The sequence below is a fragment of the Candidatus Woesearchaeota archaeon genome (assembly GCA_016188115.1).
GTDB lineage: Archaea > Nanobdellota > Nanobdellia > Woesearchaeales > GW2011-AR9 > JACPIK01.
In genome coordinates, this window is sequence record JACPIK010000002.1 from 1,145,124 (window position 1) to 1,159,524 (window position 14,401).

At 38.8% G+C, this 14,401-nt stretch carries 18 protein-coding genes; 10 read left to right on the forward strand and 8 right to left on the reverse strand.

The annotated features are described in order from the left end of the window. Positions 1–44 precede the first annotated feature (44 nt). The 7 genes from HYV86_06175 to HYV86_06205 all read left to right on the forward strand — a co-directional run bounded on the left by HYV86_06175 (position 45) and on the right by HYV86_06205 (position 6,216). Complete coding sequence (locus tag HYV86_06175) at positions 45–782, forward strand: hypothetical protein (protein ID MBI2573425.1); 738 nt, start codon at positions 45–47, stop codon at positions 780–782. A 166-nt stretch (positions 783–948) separates the two neighbouring features. Further along, positions 949–1,311, forward strand: a complete 363-nt coding sequence (locus HYV86_06180) for a hypothetical protein (GenBank protein MBI2573426.1) — start codon at positions 949–951, stop codon at positions 1,309–1,311. Positions 1,312–1,314: 3 nt separating this feature from the next. After that, the gene (locus HYV86_06185) at positions 1,315–1,617 is read left to right on the forward strand and encodes a hypothetical protein (protein ID MBI2573427.1); all 303 of its coding nucleotides are present in this window, start codon (positions 1,315–1,317) and stop codon (positions 1,615–1,617) included. Positions 1,618–1,853: 236 nt separating this feature from the next. Further along, positions 1,854–2,195 carry a hypothetical protein gene (locus tag HYV86_06190; protein ID MBI2573428.1) on the forward strand — a complete coding sequence of 114 codons (342 nt, stop codon included), beginning with the start codon at positions 1,854–1,856 and terminating at the stop codon, positions 2,193–2,195. Between the two features lie 3 nt (positions 2,196–2,198). After that, complete coding sequence (locus HYV86_06195) at positions 2,199–2,786, forward strand: hypothetical protein (protein ID MBI2573429.1); 588 nt, start codon at positions 2,199–2,201, stop codon at positions 2,784–2,786. A gap of 229 nt (positions 2,787–3,015) precedes the next feature. Further along, positions 3,016–3,897 carry an ORF6N domain-containing protein gene (locus HYV86_06200; GenBank protein ID MBI2573430.1) on the forward strand — a complete coding sequence of 294 codons (882 nt, stop codon included), beginning with the start codon at positions 3,016–3,018 and terminating at the stop codon, positions 3,895–3,897. 18 nt (positions 3,898–3,915) lie between these two features. Then, entirely contained in the window at positions 3,916–6,216 is a 2,301-nt protein-coding gene (locus HYV86_06205) for a DEAD/DEAH box helicase (protein MBI2573431.1), read from the forward strand. A 42-nt stretch (positions 6,217–6,258) separates the two neighbouring features. On the opposite strand, the gene HYV86_06210 is transcribed toward HYV86_06205, so the two are convergent. Together HYV86_06210 and HYV86_06215 are read right to left on the reverse strand one after the other, a co-directional pair. Next, positions 6,259–6,561: a rhodanese-like domain-containing protein gene (locus tag HYV86_06210; protein MBI2573432.1), complete on the reverse strand. Its 303-nt coding sequence runs from the start codon at positions 6,559–6,561 to the stop codon at positions 6,259–6,261. After that, on the reverse strand, positions 6,554–7,288 hold the full coding sequence (locus tag HYV86_06215; protein MBI2573433.1) for a 50S ribosome-binding GTPase: 735 nt from the start codon (positions 7,286–7,288) through the stop codon (positions 6,554–6,556). Before HYV86_06215 ends, HYV86_06210 begins: the two co-directional genes overlap by 8 nt. 199 nt (positions 7,289–7,487) lie before the next feature. Here HYV86_06215 and HYV86_06220 point away from each other — a divergent pair, with 199 nt between their 5' ends. Beyond that, on the forward strand, positions 7,488–8,390 hold the full coding sequence (locus HYV86_06220; GenBank protein ID MBI2573434.1) for a hypothetical protein: 903 nt from the start codon (positions 7,488–7,490) through the stop codon (positions 8,388–8,390). Positions 8,391–8,481: 91 nt separating this feature from the next. Beyond that, complete coding sequence (locus HYV86_06225) at positions 8,482–8,778, forward strand: hypothetical protein (GenBank protein MBI2573435.1); 297 nt, start codon at positions 8,482–8,484, stop codon at positions 8,776–8,778. A gap of 10 nt (positions 8,779–8,788) precedes the next feature. Here HYV86_06225 and HYV86_06230 read toward each other — a convergent pair whose 3' ends face one another. The 6 genes from HYV86_06230 to HYV86_06255 all read right to left on the reverse strand — a co-directional run bounded on the left by HYV86_06230 (position 8,789) and on the right by HYV86_06255 (position 13,615). Further along, complete coding sequence (locus HYV86_06230; GenBank protein ID MBI2573436.1) at positions 8,789–9,229, reverse strand: hypothetical protein; 441 nt, start codon at positions 9,227–9,229, stop codon at positions 8,789–8,791. Between the two features lie 2 nt (positions 9,230–9,231). Continuing rightward, a complete protein-coding gene (locus tag HYV86_06235; protein ID MBI2573437.1) occupies positions 9,232–9,498 on the reverse strand; it encodes a hypothetical protein in 267 nt (88 codons plus the stop codon). A gap of 61 nt (positions 9,499–9,559) precedes the next feature. Next, positions 9,560–10,678: a tryptophan--tRNA ligase gene (locus HYV86_06240; GenBank protein MBI2573438.1), complete on the reverse strand. Its 1,119-nt coding sequence runs from the start codon at positions 10,676–10,678 to the stop codon at positions 9,560–9,562. Positions 10,679–10,777: 99 nt separating this feature from the next. Beyond that, positions 10,778–11,119: a hypothetical protein gene (locus HYV86_06245; GenBank protein MBI2573439.1), complete on the reverse strand. Its 342-nt coding sequence runs from the start codon at positions 11,117–11,119 to the stop codon at positions 10,778–10,780. A gap of 95 nt (positions 11,120–11,214) precedes the next feature. Continuing rightward, the gene (locus HYV86_06250) at positions 11,215–11,952 is read right to left on the reverse strand and encodes a ribonuclease H-like domain-containing protein (GenBank protein MBI2573440.1); all 738 of its coding nucleotides are present in this window, start codon (positions 11,950–11,952) and stop codon (positions 11,215–11,217) included. A 31-nt stretch (positions 11,953–11,983) separates the two neighbouring features. Further along, a complete protein-coding gene (locus HYV86_06255) occupies positions 11,984–13,615 on the reverse strand; it encodes a TldD/PmbA family protein (GenBank protein MBI2573441.1) in 1,632 nt (543 codons plus the stop codon). 94 nt (positions 13,616–13,709) lie between these two features. Between HYV86_06255 and HYV86_06260 the strand changes: the two genes are divergently transcribed. After that, positions 13,710–14,399, forward strand: coding sequence for a DNA alkylation repair protein (locus tag HYV86_06260; GenBank protein MBI2573442.1), 690 nt, complete (start codon positions 13,710–13,712; stop codon positions 14,397–14,399). Positions 14,400–14,401 lie beyond the last annotated feature (2 nt).

The following is a 14,401-nucleotide window of genomic DNA, read 5'->3' on the forward strand; positions in this document are numbered from 1 at the left end:
GCATCTCCCACATCTTTTATAAACACCAAAAATCTCCTTCTACCATGGTTTCGTACCAAGAGTTGCGGGCTCGTATTCATGAATCGTACAGTTTCAACCGTCAAGAAGTTGTGGGTCTTATTGCTGCAGTAGGTTTTACTGCTTTCATCTTCTCATTTCGTGATTGGGGTACAGACTCGTTTAATGCAGCAGTGGGGATAGGCAATTTTTTGCTTGTTGCTATCATCGCAGCATTTAGTTTTTGGTTTCGTTTTACTTGTCAAAAAATCTTTGGTTTAAGCCAAGGATATTTAGTCGTATTTCGTCTCTGGTGGACGGGAATTTTTATTGCTCTTGCTCTTGCATTTATCACTAGTGGTCGTCTTCCCCTTATTTTAATAGGTGGTATTGTGCCTTCATTTATGGTACGGCAACGCCTTGGAGAATTCAGGTATGGATTTGGCTACAAAGAAAATGCCGTTATCTCTATGTGGTCAATTTGGTCGCACCTCATTCTCGCCATCATTTTTTCTATGGGGCTGTATCTCTTTCCCAGTGCGTATTTCTTTGAAAAAGGTCTTTTGATTAATCTGATCGCGGCAGCTTTGTGCATTCTCCCCCTTCCTCAACTAGATGGCCTATCTATCTTTTTTGGTTCTCGCAGCTATTTTATGTTATGTATCGTTGCCATCATCGCTGGAAGTATTCTGCTCCTCACAAACACTCTCTTTGGAATTATTATCTCTGCAATTATTGGGTTGCTTGCCGGTGGGTTTTTCATACTCATTGGCTCGGAGAAATAAACATGGTCTCAACAAAACAACGATTCACGAGAAACTTTGTTTCTGTGCACAAGAAAACAATGTTTTCTTTGTGTTGTTGGGACCTCCAGAAACAAGAAAATTCAAAACGAATTTTCTGTTCAGAAAAACCTGGTGTTTTTCTTGAATCACTTCGGGGTGATTTCTGATGAGTGGTCACGGAGGAGGAATTTTAGGACTCGATCACGATTGGGCAGAATTATTCATACTTCTTCTTCTTGCATTTGGCTTTGTTTTAGGCATGGTTATTCGCGAACCTATTTTTGCCTACGTTTTTGCCGTCATTGCTGGCGGTGTTGCTGGAAGAGGTTTTTACTTACGTCGCATGAAAGAACCAATTCTTACTTCTATTTTGTTTTCATTAAGCTTTATTGTAGGGTATGTATTTGGCGCATTCTGGGCAAACCGATTGATCATACTTCTTCTTTTTTTAGTATGTTGGTATATATCGTATAAACTTCATAAGCGTCATTATTTCAAAACGTTTAAAAGCAACATCTTCGTCAAGTAAGATATGGAGAAAAAATTTAAGGTAAAGAGCATTGTCATTAGCCGTAAACCAGGAAAAAACCCTGATGGCTTTAAATCAGCATTTATTGGTCTCTTTGAAGAAAATAATCCCCATCTTAAAGGTCGTGCTCCATTTGAAGTACTCGAAATTCATGACATCGAGAAAGTTCGTATCCGTGATCTACGCAACATCTCTTACTATCTTCTTGGAAATGATGTTGTTATCAACAACCTTACTGAAGTAGTTGTAAACCGAGAAGGCAACGTTGTCACCATTACTGGCGATCAAGATTTGCCTGACGCATAGTGAGCTAGATACTTCTCTTTTTTCTGTCTCTTTTTTTTATGATACTTTCTAACCTACAAGTCTCATTATTTTTCTATTATTCTCTTCTTAACATTTTTGTTTTTTTCTAACTCTCCATTGTCTCTTACCAAATCAATTATATTTCGCCATATCTCCTACTTATTTTAAAGTGTCACTAAAAAGTGACGAATCTATCAAAAGTTTTATAAATAAGTTCCTATTTAAAGCTCCATTAAATGAGGAATACCACCATGACCCAATTATTTTCAACCAGAAACAAAGTAGCAGTATCATTTGCTCGCACTAAAGATGATATGGTTAATCTCTATGACCACATCAAATTTTTATATCAACAAGTTGCTCTCTTGCAAAAAGAATGCGAACGCTTACGCGTTTTAGCTCAACATCAAGAAAAATCTACCTCAGTTATCCTTGTAGCTTCCAAAAAAGGCAAACGTGTCCACAATTCAACCTGTCCATTCATGAAAAATGTACGCCGTGAACAACGTGTCATGTTTTCAAACATTGATGAAGCAAAAATCAAAGGGTACAAAAACTGTTCTTGCGTAAAAGGATAGACTATGCAATCTTCTCTCTTGTATGAACTCATCAAAAAACCAGCATTTATGGGGAGAGTAAAAGCAATAAGCCTTCCTGGCACAGATATGTTCTTTTATGGCGTTGCGCCTGTTTCGCGTTCTCCATTTGTAGAAACAGTAGTTTCCACAACCTTTCGCGTAGAGGGAAATTCAAGCACTCGATTCATTGATGAACAAATAGAAGGAGGAATGCATCCTGTCCTCTATATCCATCCTACTCGCTCAGTGAATGGGAGTAATCACTGGGGTAATGAAGATCTTGGTGAATTACGTGCTTTGCAAGATCAAGTTGGCAACGGCTTTTCTCCTGTTGGTATGGCAGTACAACCTCACTTTCTTCCCGCTAATCAAGTCCAATATGAATGCCATCTCTACCAATTAAATGTCCATCAGCACCAACCATTTCATACTGGCATGATTAACTATTATATCTGTGATTGGGCTCTTAGTGCAGTTTCAAAAGATCGTAGCATGGGCATTGACACACTTCTTCAAGAATTTTCAGAGAGATTATGGGGTAGTACTTTACCTCAGCTTTCTACGCTTCGAGCAAAACCTAACAGAAAATGATCTTAAAATGATGAATTTTCAAGATTCTAACCCATGCAATTTCAACATAAAATTAAAAGAATTAATCTGCCTAAACAAAAAGTTATTGCACAAGATAATGAAAAACTACGGCAAATCTTTGGTAATTAACCTTCTCGACCATTCTCCATCTTATAATCTATTCACACTGGACACACTGGTCAAGTGCGGACAGGGTTTATAAGACATCCAAGCCTATTTTTCTCTAAAGATGAACGAAAAATTGCTTATTGTGAATCATGATCGAGTTCAGAATAAGATTTACACTCTACGAGGTGTACAAGTAATGCTTGATAGAGATTTAGCTCAAATCTATGGGGTTAGGGCAATTCGACTTCGAGAACAAGTTAAAAGAAACCAGAGACGTTTTCCTTCAGATTTTATGTTTCAATTAACTAATGCAGAGGTGGAAATACTGGTATCGCAAAATGCGATACCCACCAGAAATTCTCTTGGTGGATATTTGCCGTACGCATTCACCGAACAAGGAGTAGCAAATCTTTCCAGCGTTCTTAAAACTGAAAAAGCTATCATTGCAAATATTCAAATCATGAGGGCATTTGTTGCGATGAGGCGCTTTTTTACTTCAAATGCTCAATTATTCCAACGATTAGATGTTGTTGAAAAAAAACAAGTAGAACATGATGATAAGTTTGAAGAAATCTTTAATGCAATCCAAAGCAAAGATCTCAAACCAGAAAAAGGCATCTTTTTTGATGGCCAGATATTTGACGCACACAAATTCATTTCTGACATCATCAGAACAGCAGAAAAATCGATTATCCTCATTGATAATTATATTGACGACTCAGTTTTGACCATCTTAACTAAGAGAAAGAAAGGAGTTCAAGTTATAATATTCACAAAAGAGGTCTCTAAACAACTGCTCTTAGATCTAACAAAACATAACGCACAATATCCATCGATTGAGATAAGAGAGTTTACACAATCACACGATCGATTTCTCATAATTGATAATGAAAAAGTGTATCACATTGGGGCCTCTCTTAAAGATCTTGGAAAAAAGTGGTTTGCCTTCTCAAAATTTAATAAAGAGGCACTCATCTTGCTAGATAAGTTAAACTTAAAATAATTTAAAGGCTGCTAAACCATGCTCCAAAACTTCTCACCCCGCCTTTACCAACAAACCATCTTAGCTTCAGCTGCAACCAAAAACACATTAGTTGTTCTTCCAACAGGGCTGGGAAAAACCGGCATTGCTCTTCTTCTCGCTACACAACGTCTTATTCAATACCCTCAATCAAAAATATTGCTTGTCGCGCCAACCAAACCTCTTTGCGAACAACATCTCGATACGTTTCGCAAACATCTTGCAATTGAACCTGAAAAAATTGTTCTTTTTACTGGCAGCGTCACACCAGTCAAACGTGAAAAACTATGGAAAGACGCTACCATTATCATCAGTACTCCCCAAGGTCTTGAAAACGATATCATCAATCGTCGTATCGATCTCAAAAACGTAAGCTGTCTTATTATTGATGAAGCTCATCATGCTACAGGTGATTATCCCTATGTTTGGCTCGCATCACAATATGAAAAGAACGCACAGTTCCCTCGTATACTTGCTCTTACTGCTTCACCAGGGACAGATCTTGAAAGCATCAAAGAACTTTGTAAAAATCTCTACATCGAAAAAATTGAAGTACGCACAGAACAAGATCATGACGTTGCACAATATGTGCAGGATGTGGAATTAAATTGGGTTAGTGTTGAATTTCCCGCTGAACTCAAAACAATTCAATCTCATCTTGTGGCGTGCAAGACCAGTAAACTCACTGCGATCATGCAATTAGGTCATAGTCGAAGTTCAAATTTAAGCAAAGGTGAACTGCTCGGTCTGCAACAAGAACTGCAAGGAAAACTAGCTCAAGAAGGGACTGATTTTGATGTGTTTAAATCACTTTCATTGCTTGCTGAAGCGCTCAAAATTGATCATGCTATTGAACTTCTCGAAACCCAAGGCGCGCAACAAACAGCCCAGTATTTAGAAAAATTACAAACAGAAGCCCGTACCTCAAATACGAAAGCGGTCAAAAATCTTGTTCAGGATGAACATTTTAAAGCAGCGCTCTATCTTTCACAGCAACAAGTTGTGCAAGCAACACCTCATCCAAAAATAGTTAAACTTCAAGAGATAGTAACGCAGACCATCCAAGAAAATGCTACTGCCAAAGCAATTGTGTTTACTCAATTTCGTGATTCTGCGGAAGTCATCATCAAAATTCTTGAAACCTGTGGTATTACCTCTCATATTTTTGTAGGACAAGCTAAAAAAAATGGATTAGGTTTTTCACAAAAACAGCAAAAGGAAATTCTCGAACGCTTCCGTGCTGGAGCATTTTCTGTTCTTGTGGCTACATCTGTTGCTGAAGAAGGTCTTGATATCCCTAAAGTTGACAAAGTTATTTTCTACGAACCGATTCCCAGTGCCATCCGTTCAATTCAACGCAGGGGACGAACAGGACGATTGGAAAAAGGTGAAGTTTGCGTATTAATGACCAAAGGCACACGTGACGAAGTCTATCGCTGGGCAGCGCACCATAAAGAGAAACGCATGTATCGACATCTTGATGAGTTACGCAAAAATATAGGATTAATTCTCCCTACTAAAGATGAAGAAACAAAAGCTAAATCAACAGAAAAATCATTAATGTCGTATGCAAAACCATCATTAACACATCCCTCAAATTTAGAACATGTGTCTTCTCCTTCTCTTACAAAGATCTCCTCTCCTCCTATAAAAACTATTATCCTCGCTGATCATCGGGAAAAAAGCAATCGCGTTGTCAAAGAACTTCTCGACCTAAATGTCCATGTTACACTCGAGCAGCTTGACCATGCCGACTATGTTCTCTCTGGTCGAGTTGCCGTTGAACTCAAACAAGTACCCGATTTTGTGGCATCATTAATTGATGGAAGAATCATGGATCAATTACGTGATCTTAAACGGGTATTTGAAAAAGCCGTTCTTGTTATTGAAGGCGAAGAAGAAATTTATAATGTGCGCAATGTTCACCCTAATGCGTTGCGTGGGTTGCTTGCAAGTATTATTCTTGATTTTGCTATTCCTATTATGTATACCAAAAATGCGAAAGAAACCGCAGTACTTCTTGCCATCATGGCAAAACGAGAGCAAGAAAAAGGTGTTGATTTTTCTCTTCACGCAGGAAAACCAAAAACCCTTTCGCAACAACAAGAATATGTTGTATCTTCTTTCCCAGGGATAGGCAGTCAGATGGCTGGTGCTTTGTTACAACACTTTGGATCAATTGAAAAAATTATCAATGCCTCCAAAAAAGAGTTAGCCAAAGTTGAAGGTATTGGTGTTAAAACCGCAGAAAAGATACGAGAAATTATTGAGAAAGAGTATGAACAAAAAGAGACTAAATAATCTCTTTCTTGTTAGATTCTGAATAACTAATTTTTATTATTACTATCCACTCATCAACTCTTTCCAGTTTCCTTTTAAGTTATATACTCTCTTAAAACCTAATTCTTCCAAAACTTCGCACGCAACAGCACTCCGCCCACCACTTTTGCAATGGACAATGTAAGTTCTATTCTTATCAAATTCGGCAATTCGCTGTTCAAAAAAATCATCATTAATATCTACATTATGCGCTAAAGGCAAATGTCCTTGCGCAAATTCAAAATCAGTGCGTACATCGAGAATCATTAAATCAGGATGCACTTGTATCAATTCACGCGCTTGTTCAACAGAGATAAAATTAACCATGTGCCATCTTACCTGTTTGCCAGTCGCGCAAAATCAATCGACTTGTCGCTTCAAGATCAGGTTGTCCGCCTTTGAGCAGTCGTTTAAGCCTATGCGCAATTTGCTCTAAAATCTCTTCGGCATCAACACCATCAACTTCATAATAACGACGAATAAGATCAAATTCGTCCTCAATCAACGTCATTGCTGCTAATTCTGGATCTTTAATTTTTGCGTAATCAACAGCGCCAGTTCGTCCATGCTTTGCATCATTCTTCTCTTTTGAAGGAAACACACCAGGCGTATCAAGTAACAATATCTTACTATCAACACGAATTTTCTGCAATCCTTTAGTAAAACCACTCTCTGATGAAGTACGGGCAGCACCACGTCCTGCTAACGCATTGATTAACGATGATTTACCTACGTTAGGATACCCTACCACTCCCACGACGCATTTTTCTCCATGAGATAACATCAGAATTTTCTTCTTGAGCATCGTTGTTCCGAGATGTTCACGGCTTGAGATATAAACAGATGGTCGCAAATTTCCTCGATCTTTTTTGAGCTGAGTGATATCAACAAGATCACATTTTGTAATCACATAGAGCAATATTTTACCTGATAAGAGTACTTTCTGTTCAATTTCTGGATGTCGTGTCTCATCAATCGAACGCGCGTCAAGCACTTCAATGATGATATCTGCATTATCCAGAACATAGTTAACGTGTCTCCAGAAGTTTGGCATAGAGAGGTAAGGTGAGATGGTGTTTATAAAGATGTAGCTAGTTCTTTCGATCGTTTCAGAAACAATTTTCTCTCTTATGGAACCTTTCAAAATAGCTGATGGCTAAATCAACTCCTCAATCGTTCTACTCATTTTCCAACACGACAAAATATTTAAACCAAAAAATAATCTTTTTTCTATAAAAAGAGGTGACTTTGTAATGAAAAATATTATTTTCGTAGCACTCATTGCTACAATGTTGTTATTAATTGGTTGCACTCAACCGCAACCAGAGACTGCGCCAGAAGGCGTAGATGCAGAAGATTATGCTAACGCTCCAGAGGCAGAAGATGGCGCAATTGCAGGGAATGCTAAAGCCACTGGTTCAACCTGTACAACGACAGCAAGTGGCATTGTATACAGAGGTAAAGTGTATGCCAAAGAATGCACTGGCAATACTAAAATGAAATATTCCTGTGTAAGTGGAAAATTTAGTAGCACTGCTTGTACAGCTGCTTCAGCCCCTGTTGCTGCCCCTCCTCAACCAGCACCAAGCGCGCCATGTGAAGGGACCGTTCCCGCTAATGCAGAGATTTGTGCAGGAGACGAAACCACTGGTGTTCCTGCAGGAGTCAAACGTGCTGCTGTTGCTGCCTGTACTGATGCTCGTAAATGTGAATATACTTGTCGACCAAACTTCGTGTTTGACAGAGGAGTATGTGTTGCTGCGGCTCCAGCTCCCGTAGCTGAATTTTGTCGACCTGTTGGACCTGGTCGTGTAGAAACCAATGTCGGCGTACAGAATACCCAATGCCAAAACAACCAATGGACAAATTACACCTGTTCCGGAAACGCAGCAGCTCCAATTCAGGGTCAATGCCCAGATGCTTGGCTTTCAGCAAATTTAGGATGTAATGCTCAAGGTAGCCAATGTTGCAATATCTTGGTACACCAAGCAAGATCGAGCTTCGTTCAAAATGTACGTTGTGAAGGAAACGTGTTTATGAACGAGACTTCTACAACTTGTGGCATGGTTACTCTAAGTCATGATTGTGGTGCTCGTGGTTGTTTAATTGAAGCTCCTGCAGGTGCTAACCAATGGTGGAGAGCTGGTTGTCAATAAGCTTTTCTTTTAGATTTTTTTCTTTCTTCTATTTTTTCTCAGGGCATTTTCTAACACAACTTTAATATATCTTCAAATCCTCTATCTCCACATGACATTTTCCAAAACCTTTCCGAAAACCGTTCCAGGGAGCAATTATCCAGTCTGGGAAGAAATCTATCTTACTGAGCAAGAAGAACGTGACGTTGAAGAACAATGCCGTAAAGAGAATTACGTTCTCATGGATATATCTCTTAACCAAGCAAAAGCCCTTGCAATTAAACATGGGATTAATGAAGATGGCATTCGTGCTACATTGGCTGTAGCGTTATTTGAAAAACAAGCATCTCATGTTATCTTTCACAAAGAAAATTATGCTAAAGAAAAATGGGATAAAAAGAATTCTTAAGACTTCAGAATTAGCGTTTCTTTTTTTGCTGTCCTAATCTATGCTCAACATGTCGCGCGTCTTCTTTCGAATTAAAAAAGAGCAGATGTTTCACTCCTTGTGTTGTCATCAAATAACCACCTAGCAAAACATGATCAAATTTATGTTTAATTACTGCATTTAAAGGTATTTTAACACGTTGGCTTTTACGTCTGCTTTTGTGAAGAATTTGTAAAGCCTCGTTTGTAAGTGTATATGTTTTCTCTAACTTGCGAATCTCTAAAACAATAGTATAAATCAGGGTGTATATTGCCAAAAAAAGAGCAGTTAACAAAATAGCATCAAATAATCGTCCAAATTGTAACAGACTTAAACAAAAAACAAGTAGTGAGAGAAACCCTACAAAATATCGTTCTACCGGCAACGAAAAAGCATGATTTAATGTAATATTCCAAGTGTGAGTTGATTTCATGATTATTCCACCAAAGGGGCTTTAGTCATACTAATAATTGAAGCAATAAACATAAGTGTAAACAGCGACATGAATGCGACCCCATAATTCATACTTGCAGGAAAAACAAGATACGCACTAATCAGGAAGCCAAGAATAGAAAGAACCATAAAACTACCCTTAAGTGGAGCATATCCCCAGCCAACATGCTTTGCTGATCGAGAAACGGACACAGTTTTGGGCTGAACCCTTTTTTTTACCCTTGCCATATCTAAAGCCTCTTTGAGCATAGAACACATTGTAGATATTTAAATCTATAGGTTGCTCTAATGCCGATTTAGGCACAAAAAACTAAATTTTGAGAATAAATTGAGGTAAGAGCTTACGAGCTTTCTCACGTCGTTGCTGGTGTGCTTCAATGAGGGGGACAAGCTTATCCACTAACATCTGCTTGAGCTCCCCTGACAGAATCTCCCCATTTTTGTATTGGTGGTAAATTTTTGCTAATTTTGCGTCATCTTCCTCAAAAAATGTAAGCCATTGATAAGCAATATCAATATCAGGATTTCCTCCTTTTTTACGATGTTCTTCAACAGTTGCTTGACCTCCCGAAAAAGCATATTTCATTACTTTAGAACGAATCGTTTTCGCATCATCATTCATGTAAATAGCCGTATTTTGGGCAGATGATGACATTTTGCCATCTTCTCCCATACCACCTAGGCCAGGCAGAAAACGACATTGAATACTTGCTGGTTTATAATATCCTAATTTTGGAATGACATCACGGGAAACTCGAAAGTGAGGATCCTGATCAATTGCATGAGGAATAAGGCAGGGGATATTTTTCTTAGCAAGAACTGAACCAATAAATGCCGGAACAGCCTGCATGGATGTGTAAAATATTTGTCCCAAATTACTATCATCTTTAAGCCCAAATGCTGATTTAACAGTGGAAAAAGTAATTTTACGAGCTACTTTACACGCTTCAGGATACATTATCTGGGCATGCCGTGTATCAATCAAAAAATGTGTTTTTTTTGGATCAAACCCCACTGCAATGACATCAAGCATATTTTCTTCTAAATATTTCTGAGAATCTTCCCAACTTTGATCTGGTTTGAAAAGAAATTTTTCTTCATCAGGAAATTGAAAGTATAATTCAACGCCAAATTTTTCTTGAAGCCATTGAGTAAAAATCCAGGGGACAAGATGACCTAAGTGCACATGACCAGAAGGAGAGCGGCCCGTATAAAGATAAAATTTATTGCCCTTTTCAAATTCATCAAGAACGAAATTTAAATCGCGATGCGCAAAAAAAATATCCCGACGAAGGAATCGATGGAGCTCACCGGTATGTTTTTCGATTCGCTTCAGAGCTTTTTCATCAAGCTTTGAAACCCCAAACTCTTTGATTAACTTATCATAATCAATAGTGCCTTTAACTTCCCAAGGAGTAACCGTAGCCATTAGCGAGTAAAGTGAAAAAGAACTATATAAACCATTTGGCATAGATAGAACAACCTAGAGACTTAAAAAAGAAGAAAGAGTAAGTAAAAAATCAAAAATTTACCGTTTTGCTTCAAAAGCGCCAGGAAACTTCTTCTTAAGCTCGTCACTGCTCATACGAGGTGTATTAGAGACACGCTTTGCTACATTTGTCTCTTCTTTACGCAAACGATCTTGTGTTGTAGGGCGCATGGTCGTAGGCATATTGCGTACTGCTGACCGCTTCTCTTCAACAACATGACGAGGCTGTGGAGCAACTTTTTGTGTTGTAGGACTATGAACTGGTCCTTTATTATCTGCTGGTATTTCTACCCAACCGCTTTCACGCGCATTAGACTTTTGTGACTCTCCACCTTGGAGCCAACTTCGAACCGATCCCAAAAACGATTTTTTTTCACCCATTGTATATGCCTCTTTTTCTATTCTACCCCCCCTATGAAATTTCGAGATACTTCACCCTTTTTAGACTTTTTGTTTTTTAGGTCCATAGCAAGTGATTAAGCCAACAATTTTTGCATTTGCTCTTTTTTCAGTTTCCAAATATGCTCCATAATTCCTTTCAAATTTTCAATATCTTCTGCATTATAATGCAATAGCAGATCTAAATATTCTTTATCCCTGCTGGCATGAAACGCTTTCCACAAATCAATCGGATTTCCATATAAATGGGTTGGTCGCTTGAGATTTAAAATTCGTTCTACCTCTTTAAGTCCTCCCATCAATTTGAATTGCGCGCACAACGGCTTGAGATCAATATGGGGTATGGCAAGCTCTAAACCATACTCTTTACGTAAGATCGGCAGATCAAATGCTGCACCATTAAACGTGATAATTAACTTGTATGGCGCAAGTTCTCGTCGCAGTGCATCACGAGTAAGATTCATCCCTTTGACAAATTGATTAGTATGGTAATAATTTGAAATTCCAACAACAGTTACAACTTTATTGGCATCTGTTTCAATATCCACAAAGCACGTTTGGTCACGAAAATAATCATAGAATCGCCATGCATGAATTAATGGCATTTTTCCTACAAAATAAGAGCTATTTCCCTGCTGTAATGCCTCATCTGCAACTTTGAGCGAAGTATCATAGAGAATTTTGCGTTCTGGATTTATCCCTTTAATCTTTGGCAGCTTTCGAAACGTCGCCCAATCTTTGATACCAGCTGCCCAGAGCTTTTGCTCACGCAGTGGCGTACAGCTGGGAAGAAAAATAAAAGAGTGACGGATCATACTTGTTAAAATAAGAAGAAAGATAAAAGATTTACTCCCCATGAGAAAGAGGAGCAGTCCTAGTATCTCGAGAACCACCAATCACTTTAATATCCTTGAAAAGAACCGCAGGACCTCGATGTTGTGTAGGAACCCATCCTGATTCAGCCCCACAATGCCCATATCCTGTGCCATATTTATCAGAAACCGCAAGGACATTTCTGTCTAAAGCATCAACTTGTGCAACCACCTGTGATTCACGTAATGCTCGCATATTTCCATTTTCATCTACTAACCATGCACACTCCGGTTCTAGGACGAAAAGTCCAGTTGTTGGATCGACTTGTCCTCCTCCTCCCTGAACATAAATCCCTAATTTTCGAGGTGAATCTCCAATTGCTTTCTGAAACATTTTTTCAACTTCCCTGTGGGGTTGAGCATAATCTCCTGCATCTATAATCACATTTGTAACACGCGGTTCAACGTCTCGAACATCTCCTGCTGCAACTGCCCAATCACTGCGTGCTCGTCCATTGGAAACATAAGTCTTACCAGTAAGAAGAGATAATGCCGCTGCACTCGTTGTGTCTAATAAATAATTACATAGCACTCCTTTTTCAATAAGAACAACAGGCAATGCTTCTGTACCTTCTATGTCATATCTGTAAGAACCTTTCCCATCATGAAGTGTAGGGTCATCAACGATTGTAATCCATGCTGGAAGAACACGTTCACCGATCCGTTCCGGTTGGTACACATTAGAAGAACCATCTGTAACATATTTTCCTGAGAGCATATGTGCAGCCATTGCTTCATGGATATACGTACCAAATGCCGCACCATCTAAAAAGACAGGATACTCTCCAGTTATAACATTGATTGGGTTTGCCTTTGCGGTAAACTCGGCAGATAGTTTTTCTGCATTCCTTCCAACAATCCTTTCCAGATCTGCAACATCACGAAATAGTAACGCTTTTTCCACAGCATAAGGGTGACCTTTACGATCTAATCCTTGCAATGCCAAATTCACCTGTACTGTTCTTCCTATTTGATAAATTCTGCTTCCCGTAGAGTCTATAAAAAACTCCGCAGTTGCATCGGTTTTTAAAGTAAGAGAACGTATGGCATTTTGAGGTGCATGGGTAGCAAAAGCCCTATCCACTATTAAAGCTAAGTTATCAATGGGGGGTAAGTTTTCTAATGGTGTTTGAATATAATTAATAACAGTTGCTTGGGGTAGAGGCACTAGCGGATGATCCATACCTACTTGGGCATGACCTAATCCGATTAGAAAAGCCATATTTGCATGCTTAACAGCCCCATCTATAACACTTCCTAATGTCTGTTCAATTGCTTTGGTGTTCCTTCCTAACCCAGTGAGACCCATAACGATTCTTCCGCTTCCTTGAGGACTAAAACTGGAATATAAAATAAGACTAGCACAGGTTCCAGAACCTTTTGATCTTTGTCCCGTATCTTCTCCTTCATGTAGTTCTATTACTTCTTGATCGCTTGCTCGGTAGTGAACAGAACCATACATTGGTTTAAGTGTAATAACCGTCCCATCAACCGGTTGTCTGTTAGAAAGTAACATAGCTTGTTGGAGTGGCTTTTCTAAAGCACGAAATAATGCATCAGGACTATAAGTGGCACTTTTTAACACTCTTCTTCGTGGATTTGTCATTATTGGATCTTTAACTATCTCATTCTTATACCTTTATATTCTCAAGAAACTATATAGCCGTAATCTTATTATACCTCTTATTTATCATTAAACCATGTCTTCCCATTCCATCCAATCCGACCTTCAATCCCTTGCCAACTCCCAGAAAGCCGCGTTCTTTCCTTCTTTCTTTAAAACCGGTCCTGGTCAATATGGTGAAGGCGATGTTTTTATTGGCGTCACTGTTCCTCAACAACGAGAGGTAGCGAAAAAATACGCAAATCTTCCATTACCTGAAATAAAAAATCTATTAGATTCACCCATCCATGAACACAGACTTACAGCTCTCCTCATTCTCGTACTCCAATATCAAAAGACTAAAGACAAAAAAATTGTTGATTTCTATCTTGCAAACACTACCAGAATAAACAACTGGGATCTAGTCGATACTTCAGCAGATAAGATACTTGGCACATATCTCCTAGATAAAGATCGACAATTACTCTACACTTTAGTCAAATCTCCTCTCTTATGGGAACGTCGTATTGCTATCATTGCCACTTTTGCATTCATTAAACAGAAAGACTTCACAGACACTATCAAACTCAGCCAGCTCCTTCTTGCTGACAAACATGATCTCATGCACAAAGCCGTAGGATGGATGCTGCGTGAGATGGGCAAAAGAGATGAAACCACCCTTTGTCACTTTCTGGACCAACATGTAAAAAAAATGCCGAGAACTGCATTACGCTACGCTATTGAACGATTGGATGAGAAAAAAAGGAAGCAGTACCTGCAAAAGTAAGC

Excerpts from the sequence above, each read along its gene's own strand:
- HYV86_06175 (MBI2573425.1), top strand. The coding sequence starts at position 45 with ATGGTTTCGTACCAAGAGTTGCGGGCTCGTATTCATGAATCGTACAGT.
- HYV86_06180 (MBI2573426.1), top strand. The coding sequence starts at position 949 with ATGAGTGGTCACGGAGGAGGAATTTTAGGACTCGATCACGATTGGGCA.
- HYV86_06185 (MBI2573427.1), top strand. The coding sequence starts at position 1,315 with ATGGAGAAAAAATTTAAGGTAAAGAGCATTGTCATTAGCCGTAAACCA.
- HYV86_06190 (MBI2573428.1), top strand. The coding sequence starts at position 1,854 with ATGAGGAATACCACCATGACCCAATTATTTTCAACCAGAAACAAAGTA.
- HYV86_06195 (MBI2573429.1), top strand. The coding sequence starts at position 2,199 with ATGCAATCTTCTCTCTTGTATGAACTCATCAAAAAACCAGCATTTATG.
- HYV86_06200 (MBI2573430.1), top strand. The coding sequence starts at position 3,016 with ATGAACGAAAAATTGCTTATTGTGAATCATGATCGAGTTCAGAATAAG.
- HYV86_06205 (MBI2573431.1), top strand. The coding sequence starts at position 3,916 with ATGCTCCAAAACTTCTCACCCCGCCTTTACCAACAAACCATCTTAGCT.
- HYV86_06210 (MBI2573432.1), bottom strand. The coding sequence starts at position 6,561 with ATGGTTAATTTTATCTCTGTTGAACAAGCGCGTGAATTGATACAAGTG.
- HYV86_06215 (MBI2573433.1), bottom strand. The coding sequence starts at position 7,288 with ATGCCAAACTTCTGGAGACACGTTAACTATGTTCTGGATAATGCAGAT.
- HYV86_06220 (MBI2573434.1), top strand. The coding sequence starts at position 7,488 with ATGAAAAATATTATTTTCGTAGCACTCATTGCTACAATGTTGTTATTA.
- HYV86_06225 (MBI2573435.1), top strand. The coding sequence starts at position 8,482 with ATGACATTTTCCAAAACCTTTCCGAAAACCGTTCCAGGGAGCAATTAT.
- HYV86_06230 (MBI2573436.1), bottom strand. The coding sequence starts at position 9,229 with ATGAAATCAACTCACACTTGGAATATTACATTAAATCATGCTTTTTCG.
- HYV86_06235 (MBI2573437.1), bottom strand. The coding sequence starts at position 9,498 with ATGCTCAAAGAGGCTTTAGATATGGCAAGGGTAAAAAAAAGGGTTCAG.
- HYV86_06240 (MBI2573438.1), bottom strand. The coding sequence starts at position 10,678 with ATGGCTACGGTTACTCCTTGGGAAGTTAAAGGCACTATTGATTATGAT.
- HYV86_06245 (MBI2573439.1), bottom strand. The coding sequence starts at position 11,119 with ATGGGTGAAAAAAAATCGTTTTTGGGATCGGTTCGAAGTTGGCTCCAA.
- HYV86_06250 (MBI2573440.1), bottom strand. The coding sequence starts at position 11,952 with ATGATCCGTCACTCTTTTATTTTTCTTCCCAGCTGTACGCCACTGCGT.
- HYV86_06255 (MBI2573441.1), bottom strand. The coding sequence starts at position 13,615 with ATGACAAATCCACGAAGAAGAGTGTTAAAAAGTGCCACTTATAGTCCT.
- HYV86_06260 (MBI2573442.1), top strand. The coding sequence starts at position 13,710 with ATGTCTTCCCATTCCATCCAATCCGACCTTCAATCCCTTGCCAACTCC.